This is a genomic window from Pinibacter aurantiacus (assembly GCF_019130065.1).
In the GTDB taxonomy this organism is placed as follows: domain Bacteria; phylum Bacteroidota; class Bacteroidia; order Chitinophagales; family Chitinophagaceae; genus Pinibacter; species Pinibacter aurantiacus.
Map to the genome: position 1 here is coordinate 538130 of NZ_JAHSPG010000003.1, position 12635 is coordinate 550764.

Here is a 12635-nt window from a genome sequence, read left to right on the forward strand (position 1 = left end):
AAGTAAGGCAAAGAGGCGGGAATTTGAATTAATAATTAATAATTAATAATTAAGAGGGCGGCATTCTTTATTGAATACCGCCCTCTAATTTCTAAACAGATTTGCAGTATAACTTTCGTCAAGTATGCACCTCTATTAATTCTTAATTATTAATTATTAATTGCTTATGGGTTCAGCACGTCCTCGTCGCTGTTCAGCAGCTCGTCCATGTTGCGGTCGTTGTCAATCTTGCCTTTTACCTCCAGCATACGCATGTCTTTGGCGTCTTTAAGGAACTCGGAGGCAAAAATGAAGGAGTTGAGTTTCTCGTTTTTATTGAAGATTATTTCTTTGTTATTTCCCTCCCACTCTTTTTCACCCTGGTACATGTAAATGATATTGTCACCAATTTCCATCACACTATTCATGTCATGCGTATTGATCACTGTGGTAATATTATATTCCGTGGTAAGCTCTTTAATCAGTTGGTCAATTACCAGCGAGGTTTGCGGATCGAGGCCAGAGTTGGGCTCATCGCAAAAGAGGTATTTGGGATTGAGCACAATGGCACGGGCAATCCCCACCCTTTTTTTCATACCACCGCTTATCTCTGCCGGAAACTTTTTATTGGCGTCTTTCAGGTTTACCCTGTCCAATACTTCGTTCACTCTTTTCAATTTATCCTGGTAAGAATCTTTGGTAAACATGTCGAGCGGAAACATTACGTTTTGCTCCACTGTCAAACTGTCGAACAACGCAGAGCCCTGGAAAAGCATTCCTATTTGTTTGCGGGTTTCTTTTCTTTGTTCATCGGTCATGGTAACCAGGTCTTGTCCGCTGTAAAGAATTTCTCCTTCATCCGGTTCAAAAAGGCCAACCAGGCATTTCATAAATACCGTTTTACCACTACCACTCGAACCGATTATAAGGTTGCACTTGCCCGCTTGCATCGTGGCATCCACACCTTTGATAACCAGTTTATCGCCAAAACCTTTTTTTAAGTTTTTTACTTCAATCATAAAGAAGAATAATTCAAAAGTTAAAAGGCAAAAGTTAAAAACGGAGCAACCATTTTTACTTTTGAATTTTTAATTTTTACTTTTTGTCACAACAACAACGCAGACAACACATAATCCGCCATCAAAATAAGCACACAGCTTACAACCACGCTCTTTGTGCTGGCTCTACCAATTTCAAGGGCACCGCCACTTACATTGTATCCGTAATAAGCGGGTATACTGGAAATGAAAAAAGCAAATGTGTATGATTTTGCCATGGCAAAGAAAACGTTGTAGGGCGTAAAGTTTTGGAGCAGCCCTTTGGTATAATCCGTAGCGCTCAAAATGCCGGACGCCGTTCCGGCAATGCGGCCACCAAGTATTCCGAGGCCCGCAGAAACCACTACCAGCATTGGTATTACCAGTAATGCCGCAAGAATTTTTGGCATCACGAGATAGGCCTTGCTGTTAATGCCCATTATTTCCAGGGCATCGATCTGCTCGCTCACACGCATGTTGCCAAGCTCACTGGCAATTTTACTACCCACCACACCAGCCAGTACAATACAAACCAGTGTTGGGGCAAATTCAAGAATTACCGTATCACGAACGATCTGTGCGATGGTGCTTTTGGGGATGATGGGACTTACCAGCTGATAAGCTGTCTGAACCGCAGAAACGGCACCCATAAAAAAGGAAATGATCACTACGATTCCCAAAGATCCTATGCCAATATCTGAACATTGATGCATAAACTCCTTCCAGTACATCTTCCCGTTTTCCGGTTTGGAAACCATTCCTTTGAGCATCAACAAATACCTGCCTGTTTCGGTAAATAACTTCATTTATAACAAATTGAAAATCTTATTCCCTAATAAAGCTCAAATGTAAACGTAAATCGGGAAAAGTGTACGATGTACGAAGTACGGTGTACGAAATACTTTCAAAAAATGCACGCTGATAATATTTATACACCAAAGAAAGAGCAAGTTTTTTTATTACCACTAAGGCACTAAGGACACTAAGTTTCACTAAGAAAACCCGAATTCAGGCAACCCTTAGTGAGGCTTAGTGTCCTTAGTGCCTCAGTAGTAAAGATTCGTGAGAGGCACATTAGATCTCTCTGGCTACTTTATTAAACTTCTTCCACCAGGGAGATTTCTTCACTTCTTCCTCTGTGGAAATGTTTTTACACTTCTGCTGGGCGCTGATCACGGCAACGAGCGCCATGTTGAAGATGCTTCTCACGGAGCTTCCCAGTTGCAGAATGTGTACCGGCTTTTTCAGACCCAACAATATTGGCCCGATGGCGTCTGCACCACCCACTTCTTTCAGAATATTATAAGCGATATTGCCAGCGGCAAGGTTAGGGAAGATCAATGTGTTCACATCCTGCCCCACCAATTCGCTGAACGGATAGTTATCCTTCAAGATGTCTTGATTGAAAGCGATGTTTGCCTGCACCTCACCATCTACTATAAGCGAAGGATTCCTTTCTTTTACAATGGCCCTTGCTTTTGCCATTAGCTGCGCTTCCGGTGATGCGCTGCTGCCGAAGTTGCTGTAGCTGAGCATGGCAATTTTCGGCGTGAGGTTAAAGTTCCTGACTTCTTTCGCCACCATTAAAGTAATATCGGCCAACTCTTCAGCAGTCGGGTTGAAGTTTACTGTTGTATCTGCCATGAACAAAGGACCTTTCTTTGTCAGCAACAAGTACATACCTGCGATTTTCTCTGCGCTATCTTCTTTACCTATTACCTGTAATGCAGGCCTGATCGCATCTGCGTAGTTTCTTGTCAAACCGGAAAGCATTGCATCGGCTTCACCTGTTTCCACCATCATACTACCAAAGTAGTTGCGGTCGCGCATCATTTTGATGGATTCATATTTAGAAACCCCTTTGCGCTGGCGTTTTTTGAAGAAGATCTCTCCGTACTGTGTGCGCTTCTCGCTGTATTCTTTGTCTTTCGGATCAATGATCGGGAATCCTTCCAGGTCAATCTGGTTGTCTTCTGCCAGCTGATGGATCTTTTTTTCATCACCTAACAGTATAGGATATGCGACACCTTCTTCAAAGACCAATTGTGCCGCTTTCAATATTTTCAGGTTGTCTGCTTCAGTAAATACCAAACGCTTAGGTTGGCTGCGGGCCTTGCTGCCCAATACACGCATCAACTGGTTATCCAAACCTAGTCTTTTGTTCAGCTCAACGGTATAAGCGTCCCAATCCTGAATAGGAGATTTTGCCACACCGCTTTCTATTGCAGCTTTGGCCACAGCCGGAGCAACCGTTTCGAGCAAGCGCGGATCAAGTGGTTTTGGAATAATATAAGTCGGGCCGAACATGATGTTCTTTTCGTTGTACGCAAGATTCACGATGTCGGGAACCGGCTTCCTCGCCATTTCCGCCAGGGCGTGAACGGCAGCGAGTTTCATTTCTTCATTTATAGAAGAAGCTCTTACGTCAAGCGCTCCACGGAAGATGTACGGAAAACCAAGCACGTTATTTACCTGGTTAGGATAATCGCTTCGTCCGGTTGCCATGATGATATCCTTACGGGCCGCGATGGCGATTTCGTAGTCGATTTCCGGAGTGGGGTTTGCCATGGCAAATACGATCGGATTTTTTGCCATGCTCTTTACCATCTCTGCGGTAACGATGTTTCCGGCGCTAAGCCCGATGAACACATCTGCGTCTTTCATGGCTCCTGCCAAATTAATGTCAAGTTTTTTAGGAGATGCCAGTTCTCTGGCAGTGTCGCCAAGATCTGTTCTTTCCGCATGTACAAAACCGTTGACGTCGAAGATCATTACGTTTTCAAGTTTTGCTCCAAGCGCCAGGTATAATTTAAGGCAGGACAAGGCGGCAGCACCGGCACCACTCACCACAAATCTTGCTTTTTCTATTTTCTTTTTCTGCAGCTCAAGTGCATTCAGCAAAGCCGCAGCACTGATGATGGCCGTTCCGTGCTGGTCATCGTGCATTACAGGAATAGCAAGTTGTTTGCGCAGTTCCTGTTCAATGTAAAAGCATTCCGGCGCTTTGATGTCTTCAAGATTGATCCCCCCAAAAGTGGGCTCAAGCGCCTTTACGATCTGCACAAATTTTTCAGGATCTTTTTCGTTGATCTCGATGTCAAATACGTCGATGTCTGCAAATATTTTGAACAATACACCTTTTCCCTCCATCACGGGCTTCCCTGCTTCGGGACCAATGTCGCCCAAACCAAGAACGGCCGTACCATTACTGATCACAGCCACCAGGTTTCCTTTGGCGGTGTATTTATAAACGTTTTCTACATTTTTTTTGATTTCGAGGCAAGGTTCTGCCACCCCTGGAGAGTAGGCAAGTGAAAGGTCTCTTTGTGTCTTAGCTTCTTTTGTTGGTATTACTTCTATCTTGCCTGGTCGTCCCATGGCATGATATTCTAACGCCTGTTCGCGTCCTAGCTTTTTTTGCATATGTAAAATTTAGGTGACGAGTAACCACCCCTTCAACATTGTTGCCCGCCCGGATGAATCCGTTTGGTTGGGTGTTGCTCACTTCAGCTGATTTATATATAATTCAGCAATGGGGCCGCAAAATACGAAAATGGCCATTACGAGCCGTCGGACATTGAATTTTAACGTGTTGGCCGCGATTGCAGATTCTAATAACAAATAAAAATTTCAACTTGTTTATTGCAGAAAATCGTGACGGCTAATCAAAAGTGACTCAAAACTTTTGAATATAAAACGCCATGACCGTTTTTTTGATTCAAAACGTTAACAATCAATACATTTATCAATTTATCATACATCTATCTTTCTACTTTTTTCCTTTTAAAAATTCCCGGATATTAGCTAACAATTTGATCTATGCTTCGTCCCATCGATAATTATTTTCTTCAAAAAGAGGAACCTTTCAAAAGCTGTCTGCAGTTTTTGAGGCAGCATATTCTTGCAATGGACAGCGATATAACGGAGGCCTGGAAATACGGAATGCCGATGTATTGCATTCATGGAAAAATGTTTTGTTATTTGTGGGTACACAAAAAATACAACCAACCATACATAGGAATAGTGGAAGGAAACAAACTTGATCATCCGGATTTGCTAACGGAAAAAAGAGCGAGAATGAAAATATTGCTGGTAGATGCGGAGAAAGATATTCCTGTGAAAAAGATCGATCTTATTTTGAGAGCCGCAATCCGTTTGTATAAGTGACAGTCACCAGAGTGCACCTCCCGAATATTTACCACTAAGACACTAAGGACACTAAGCTTCACTAAGGCATTCTTGATAATCGGGTAATCTTAGTGAAACTTAGTGTCCTTAGTGACTTAGTGGTAATAGAAATGACTAAAAACTACAGCCTGTAGATTTAATATTTAAATGTCGCCTTATGACTTACAACGAAAAACTACTTAACCGCGTTCGCGACGCACTGGTTGATCAGAAGACACTGGAGGAGAAAAAAATGTTCGGCGGCATCTGTTTTATGATAGATGATAAAATGTGCATTGGTGTAAATAAAGAAGAAATGCTTTGCCGTATTGGCCCCGACGAAGTGGACGCGGCGCTTGAACACAACGGTGTGCGCGAAATGGTAATGGGCGACCGCGTTGCAAAAGGCTATGTGTACGTAAGCGAGGAAGCGATGAAAACAAAAAAACAATTTGATCACTGGATCAGTCTCTGCCTGGCGTTTAACAAATTTGCGAAATCATCGAAAGAAAAGAAGAAGAAATAAAGACAATTAGGAATTAACAATTAAGAATTAAGAATTGGGTAGCCGATTGTTAAACATCTGGCACAGAAACTAATTCCTAATTCCTAACTCCTAATTCCTGATCAAGTTATATCCCGGCCTTACCACCATTCCTTCTCTTCGCCGGGACATAACGTTGCGATCATCACTAATCTGCCGTTCATATTTGATTACAATACACCCCAACTGTAACCAAAGAAACTACTATGAAACCATGTTGCTCTTCATCAACAAAACAAAGGTTGTTATTTGCAAGGGCAAATAAAACAAGCAGTGTATTGAAATGTTATAGTTTTGGAGTGAAATGACATTTTTAAAGAAGGAATTAGGAGTTAAAAATTAGGAACTAGAAAGGTCGCAGCTTTAGCAATGGATTGCACAGATTCTAATTCCTAATTCCTATTTTCTAATTCCTAAAACATAAAGCTCATGAAAGTTACCATTACACAAATCGACACGGCGTGTTTGCTTATAGATATCAATGGCTTTAAAATACTTACTGATCCTGCTTTTGATGAGGCGGGCAAAAAATATTTGCGTGCAGATGGCAAGACCTACTTGCACAAAACAGGTTCCCCTGCAATGTCAACAGCCGACCTTGGCGCAATTGATCTTGTGTTGTTAAGCCATCACCAACATAAAGACAATCTTGATGATGCAGGCAGAGCTTTCATAGAAACTGTCCCGGGCGTAATTTCCACCAAAGAGGCAGTAGAGCAATTGCAACTTAACAATGTTCACTCACTGGAAGAATGGGAATCGCTTGAAGTAGAAGCAGACAACGTGGAAGAACTTACCATCACTGCTACGCCTTGCCAGCACGCTTCTACAAAAGAAGTAAGTGCAAAAATGGGCCACGTGATCGGTTTTATTATTGAATGGAAGGAGCAGGAAAATGGTGTGCTGTATATTTCCGGCGATACTGTATTGTTTGAAGGTGTAAGGGACGTGGCCGAACGCTTTTTAGTAAACACTGCCATTCTTAATGTTGGCAAAGCTGGTATTCCTGCAAGCACAGGAGATGTGTACTACACCTTTACTGCAGACGAAGCCATTGAAGTGGCAGAGATGATGCACGTGGATCACCTCATTCCCACACACTGGGAAGGCTGGGACCATTTCCAGGAAAAATCGCAGGAAGCCATGAACCATTTTGCAAAATCACATATTGCGGAGAAAGTGATCAAGCTGGAGCCGGGCAAGCCGGTGGAAATTGACATTTAGGAGTTGAGAGTTGAGAATGGAGAGTTGAGAGTTCTTTACAGTTGAGCATTTCGCATTTAAAACTAAAATGCGGTATCTTCAACGATTACATTTTTCTCAACTCTCAACTCTCAACTCTCAACTCTCAACTCTCAACTCTCAACTAAACTGCTACTCCTCCGGATTCGCTCTCCATTTTTTAATCAGTGGTATCATTACGAAGAGTGCCATAAGTAAGGCGAAAATGAAATTGGCGATAAGAAAATTTTTGTCATTATCTTTTAACCAGTCATGCATTTGATGGGTAAAACCGTTTTTAATATACGTTACGTCTTCGTAATAACCGTACTGTGTGTACTCATACAAAAAACCATAAACAGCTAAAACAAAAAACGGCAAAACGATCCAGGTCAGTAAATAAGTAACACCAGCTAAATATTTCCTCTTTTTTTGAAAAATTGAACCTGCACTTATGCACAAGCTGGCTACAGCCAGAACAACTGGTGATAATATCAAAATTCTTTCATTGTTCGAAACTATATACAGTGTTACCGTGCCAACCGTGAGTATTACTGCCATAACAATAGCTGATATCCAGGTTTTAATTGGCGTAATTCTAAAAGAAAATAATACAAAGCAAAACCCGAGCGCAACTATGGCGCATGCAAAATATTGCTCAAGCTTCAAACCTTTTCTTGCATCAGTTATTTCCTCAATGGCATTCAGGGAAACGTATGGAGTTTGTATGTAGCGATTGTTAACCTTCTCGTCTTTGTCATACTTATCCGTCGGTATTTCTTCCTTTACCAGCAAATCTGTTGTTGAAAAAATGGAGCTCACATGGGCCGTGGAGTTGAATTTATATTCTCCTCCATATTTTTTACACAACTGAAGATACTTGTCAATATAAGTAATGATTGAATCCTTTCTGTGATCTTTTAACCAACTTATTGCTTTAATATCTAATAAACTATCCTTATCTATTATATAACCTTCGTTGTAATACTCACTACCCCGATAATTTAAATAACTCACTCCAGGGATCATACCTTGTTCAAATCTGCCCGTATCATTGTCGTTACCAGGCTGATAAACTTTTTTTGCGTTGAACCTGCCAAGCTCAAACGGCAGAAAATGTTGTGCGAGGAATATGATACGTTTTTCTTTGGGAGTGTTTACACTTTTACTTATCCTGTTTATTTTATAGTTCATGCCCTTGTGAGCAATCATAATAGGGAAAATCAGTCCCAGGAAGATGATCAGGACAATTGCAAACTCTTTCTGCAAATGAAACATCGAAAGAGGCAATAGCGCCTTAAAGGCATTGTGTCTTAGATAAAAAATAAGCCATAACAACATCGTCATAATGCCCACCAGAATTGCAACACCGTTTATAAAACCGAACTGATAATAATGGAAGTAACTAATATTCTTTAATGTTATATCCTGGCAATAACCCCAGAAGAAAAATATGATATTTAACAAAATCACCAAAGGCAACATGATATGAAATCTTGTGTTCCATATGAGCGGATGATTGGTGAGCATCCAGTTATTGAATTTTTTCATGGTTGGGGTTAATTAGTTCGCAAAGAAGCGGCGTGATGAATTTGAAATGTCCCGGAGATAGGTTACCTCCACACTATTATTTGCAAGCGCACTTAACACTTGCTGCATTGATGTGCCAGCCTGGAAATAAATGATGAAAACATTTCCATTATATTGGATCTTTTCCACCGGAAGTTCTGCAAACGCAGCAGCAATAACATTTCTATCTGCACTGGCTTCCATTTCCAACACAAGTTGTTTTGGTGCATCTTCGCTTACTGCCGACAATTGTTGCTGATATTGAGCATGACCATTTTTTAGAAAAATAATACTATCGGAAACTTTTTCAACCTCGTAAATGTGCTGCGAACTGATCATCATTCCGAATGGACGGGAAATAGATCCAGACAAAAATTTCAGATCCTGCAAAATGGTTTGCTGTGCATTGATGTCAAGGTTTGCCAATGGTTCATCCAACAACAATATTTGCGGATTGCGGAGTAAGGTTTTGGCGAGCTCAAATCTTGTTCTGTAACCGGATGATAGTCTTGTCCAGCTTAAATTTTTGTAAGGACGCAGGCCCAGTCTTGCCACCATTATTTCGGCCCACAACAAATTGTTTTTGTCTTTAACGCCGTGCTGCGCCAGTGTGAACTGCAAATTCTCCATCAAACTTCCCCACCAGCGTGGTATGCGTTGAGGCACGTACAGCAACTTTGAACGCAGTTCATACAACGAATCATTTTTTGCAAAATGATAATCGAGTTTGCCTTGTTCGGCTTTCAGCTCACCGTTGAGCAAGCGCATCAGCGTTGTTTTACCATTTCCATTTTCACCTACCAATCCTATGATCTCTCCTTTGCTCAGAGAAACATCGATGTTGTTGAGTGCAAAATTTCCTTTGGAATATTTTTTTGAAATGTCTGTCGCGGTGAGTAGTTGATTGCTTTCCTTCCATCCGTCAATGATGGAAGCATGCTGTAGCGTTTCGAGCAGTTCAAAAGCTTTTGACCGGATGGTTTCTTTTCCGGAAGATTCACCGTTAGCATCCAGCCATTCGCAGTAAGTGAGCGCTTTTTCAAATAACGGCATATCTGCCGTTTCAATTACACAATCAAGCAAGCGCCTGTGTGCCAGGTCAAAGTCTCCTGCATTGTAGTGCCCATGCACTTCCTGCAGTTGGTTTTCATAGAGAGTGTGTTGCATATAAAGTTGAGAGTTGATAATGGAGAGTTGAGAGTGATGGTTGACAGTTGGAGATATTCTAACAACTATCGCCGCCCGAACGACTTCAGTCGGGCAGGAACCAACAACTAGCAACTTTCTATTCGTTTTCGCTTATTTTTTTCAATTTCGCCAAGCCCCCGTTAAAGTCTTTGCCGAGGTCTTCTTTCATATTCATGAACTTTGACAGTACATTGAACGGATAAGGGAAACGGCTATCGAATCCCCATACCACTTTTGTACCGCCTTGCTCGTCGGTGAGATTTACGTAGGCAACCGCACGGCTGTCGAATGGCTCTATAAAATGAAGGTCTGTTTCAATGCTATTTGGTGCATCTATTTTTTTGATCGTCTGGCTACCACTTCCCACTTGTTTGTTTCCTTTCCATGTCGAAACGGCGCCAACAGTTCCATCCTGGCCCTGGATGCTTTTCTGCATATTCGGATCACGTTCATTCCAGGGGTTCCACTTATCCATTCCGGCAAGGGTTCCAACGTTTTGCCAAACCTTTTCCTTAGGAGCGTTTATAACTATGCTTGTTTCAAAATGAAAATCGCGGGAAATAAAAACTCCGGCGATTAACACGATTGCAATAACTGCAACGACAAACAGCAGGATGTACTTTAATACTTTTTTCATTTGGTGCTTTTTAGGATTTATTACCAGTTAAAAAAACAAGATAGAGAAGTTTCGCTAAGAAGTCAATTTAGTGGAGAGTTGAGAATGGAGAGTTGAGAGTTCTTTATTTGCAGCCAGCATTCTTAATTCTCAACTCTCAACTCTCAACTCTCAACTACTTCCTAAACTCCATTCCCAAATTATACATCACAAAACTCCAGACGTCTGTTGCTTCGTCAATTTGTTTGCTGGTGGGTTTGCCCGCTCCGTGCCCGGCTTTGCTATCGATGCGTATCAATGCAGGATTGTCGCAGCTTTGGCATTCCTGCAGTGTCGCGGCAAATTTGAATGAATGCGCCGGCACTACTCTGTCATCATGATCCGCGGTTGTTACCAATGTGGCCGGATAACAGGTTCCTTTTTTCAAATTGTGCAAGGGTGAAAAACTGTACAGGTTCTTGAAATCTGCTTCGCTTTTTTCAGCATTGCCATATTCCACGGCCCAGCCCCAGCCAACGGTGAAGCGCTGATAGCGCAACATATCCATTACGCCTACTTGCGGAATGGCCACTTTGAAAAGATCGGGGCGTTGCGTTATCACTGCACCTACGAGCAACCCTCCATTGCTACCGCCACGAACGGCCAGTTTATTTTTATTGGAATATTTATTGTCTATCAGCCATTCTGCAGCGGCGATCATATCGTTGAACACATTTTGTTTGTTCAACAACATTCCTGATTGGTGCCAGCTTTCACCATATTCATTTCCGCCACGCAAACTTACTTGTGCATAGATGCCGCCTTGTCCAACAAAGAACATATTGGATATGCTGAATGAAGGTGTGAGTGCTATATTGAATCCGCCGTAACCATAAAGCAACACAGGATTATTTCCGTCCAGTTTAATCCCTTTTTTATAGGTTAAAAACATTGGCACTTTTGCACCATCTTTTGACGTTACAAACACCTGTTTTGTTTCATAATCATCTACATTAAATTTCACTTCTGATTTGCGGAAAACGGTTGATACTCCCGACGCAATGTCGTAGTGAAAGATAGTGGGCGGATAGGTAAATGAAGTGTAGGTATAAAACAACTCTTTATACTGCCTGTCGGTGCCAAACCCTGAGGCATAGCCAATTCCCGGCAAACCGATCTCTCTTATGAGTTTTCCTTCATAGGTATGTTGAAACACCGTTGTGGAAGCATCTTTCAAATAACTGGTGAAAAGAAATCCACCTGCTGTGGCAACGCCCTGCAATGCATCCTTTTGTTCAGGAATGATTGTTTGCCAATTTTCTTTTGCCGGATTCTTAGGATCTACCAGCACCACTTTAAAGTTTGGTGCGCCTTCATTCGTTCTTAACAAAACCTTGTCACCATAGTTGTCTATTACAGCAGGTTCAGTTGTGAATCCAGGCACCAGAACTTTGAAGTCTTTTTGTTTCGTGTCTATAAGGTTCTTGTACAATATTTCTCCGCCACTGGTTCCTTCCGTTACGTTTATAAAAAGAAAGTTTTGATCTTCAGAAATGTCAGCACGACAATAGCGCAACGGATGCTGTTTATCTTCCCAAATCAACACATCGCTGCTTTGCGATGTTCCCAGCTTGTGATAATAAACTTTCTGGAATTCATTTTTCTGCACCAGCATATTTTTTTCATCGGGCTTTGGATAACGGCTGTAATAAAAGCCTTCATCACCTTTCCATGAAAAACTGCCGAACTTGATGTAATCGATTTTGTCGCTAACGAGTTGCTTTGTTTCCGCATTCATCACATAGCCGATCTGCCAGTCGCTGCCAGACTGTGCAATGGCATATACCGCGTATTTGCCATTCTTCGAAAACTCAATGTAGGCAAGGGCTGCAGTGCCATCCGCTGATAACTTATTTGGATCCAGGAAAACCTCTGGCGCCGCGTCGATTGCGTTTTGCCTGTACAAAACACTCTGGTTTTGTAAACCATCATTTTTATAATAGTAGTAGTATTTGCCTTTTTTAAATGGCGAGCCATATTTGGGATAGTTCCACAATTCTTCCAGGCGTTTCTTTACATCTGCTCTGAATGGAATTTTTGCGAGATAGGCGTTGGTAACGCCATTTTGTTTTTTGACCCAGTCTTTTGTTTCCTCGCTGTTGTCGTCTTCCAGCCAGCGGTAAGGGTCTGAAACTTTAGTGCCGAAGTAATTATCGGCCTGATCTACTTTTCTTGTTGAGGGATAGGGGGCTTGCGCAAATGTTTCTGTCATAATCATAACCATTGCGGCAAGTACCAATCGTTTTTTTTCCATGTTTAAGATTTGAGGCGTTTA

The 12635-nt window shown here is 41.8% G+C and carries 10 protein-coding genes; 3 read left to right on the top strand and 7 right to left on the bottom strand.

Annotated elements, in window-relative coordinates:
• Positions 1-164: 164 nt before the first annotated feature.
• From KTO63_RS08000 to KTO63_RS08010, 3 genes are all read right to left on the bottom strand, one after another.
• The gene (locus KTO63_RS08000) at positions 165-998 is read right to left on the bottom strand and encodes an ABC transporter ATP-binding protein (RefSeq protein WP_217790702.1); all 834 of its coding nucleotides are present in this window, start codon (positions 996-998) and stop codon (positions 165-167) included.
• A gap of 86 nt (positions 999-1084) precedes the next feature.
• On the bottom strand, positions 1085-1822 hold the full coding sequence (locus tag KTO63_RS08005; protein ID WP_217790703.1) for an MlaE family ABC transporter permease: 738 nt from the start codon (positions 1820-1822) through the stop codon (positions 1085-1087).
• A 268-nt stretch (positions 1823-2090) separates the two neighbouring features.
• Positions 2091-4439 carry an NADP-dependent malic enzyme gene (locus KTO63_RS08010; protein ID WP_217790704.1) on the bottom strand — a complete coding sequence of 783 codons (2349 nt, stop codon included), beginning with the start codon at positions 4437-4439 and terminating at the stop codon, positions 2091-2093.
• 396 nt (positions 4440-4835) lie between these two features.
• Between KTO63_RS08010 and KTO63_RS08015 the strand changes: the two genes are divergently transcribed.
• The 3 genes from KTO63_RS08015 (at position 4836) to KTO63_RS08025 (ending at position 6951) form a co-directional block, all read left to right on the top strand.
• On the top strand, positions 4836-5183 hold the full coding sequence (locus KTO63_RS08015; protein ID WP_217790705.1) for a DUF1801 domain-containing protein: 348 nt from the start codon (positions 4836-4838) through the stop codon (positions 5181-5183).
• A 178-nt stretch (positions 5184-5361) separates the two neighbouring features.
• Positions 5362-5709, top strand: coding sequence for a TfoX/Sxy family protein (locus KTO63_RS08020; protein WP_217790706.1), 348 nt, complete (start codon positions 5362-5364; stop codon positions 5707-5709).
• A 447-nt stretch (positions 5710-6156) separates the two neighbouring features.
• Positions 6157-6951 carry an MBL fold metallo-hydrolase gene (locus KTO63_RS08025; RefSeq protein ID WP_217790707.1) on the top strand — a complete coding sequence of 265 codons (795 nt, stop codon included), beginning with the start codon at positions 6157-6159 and terminating at the stop codon, positions 6949-6951.
• Between the two features lie 150 nt (positions 6952-7101).
• Here the strand turns inward: KTO63_RS08025 and KTO63_RS08030 are convergent, their stop codons facing one another.
• The 4 genes from KTO63_RS08030 to KTO63_RS08045 form a co-directional block, all read right to left on the bottom strand.
• On the bottom strand, positions 7102-8499 hold the full coding sequence (locus KTO63_RS08030) for a hypothetical protein (protein WP_217790708.1): 1398 nt from the start codon (positions 8497-8499) through the stop codon (positions 7102-7104).
• Between the two features lie 12 nt (positions 8500-8511).
• Positions 8512-9684, bottom strand: a complete 1173-nt coding sequence (locus KTO63_RS08035) for an ABC transporter ATP-binding protein (protein ID WP_217790709.1) — start codon at positions 9682-9684, stop codon at positions 8512-8514.
• A 118-nt stretch (positions 9685-9802) separates the two neighbouring features.
• The gene (locus tag KTO63_RS08040) at positions 9803-10342 is read right to left on the bottom strand and encodes an SRPBCC family protein (RefSeq protein ID WP_217790710.1); all 540 of its coding nucleotides are present in this window, start codon (positions 10340-10342) and stop codon (positions 9803-9805) included.
• A gap of 154 nt (positions 10343-10496) precedes the next feature.
• On the bottom strand, positions 10497-12614 hold the full coding sequence (locus tag KTO63_RS08045; RefSeq protein WP_217790711.1) for a prolyl oligopeptidase family serine peptidase: 2118 nt from the start codon (positions 12612-12614) through the stop codon (positions 10497-10499).
• Positions 12615-12635 lie beyond the last annotated feature (21 nt).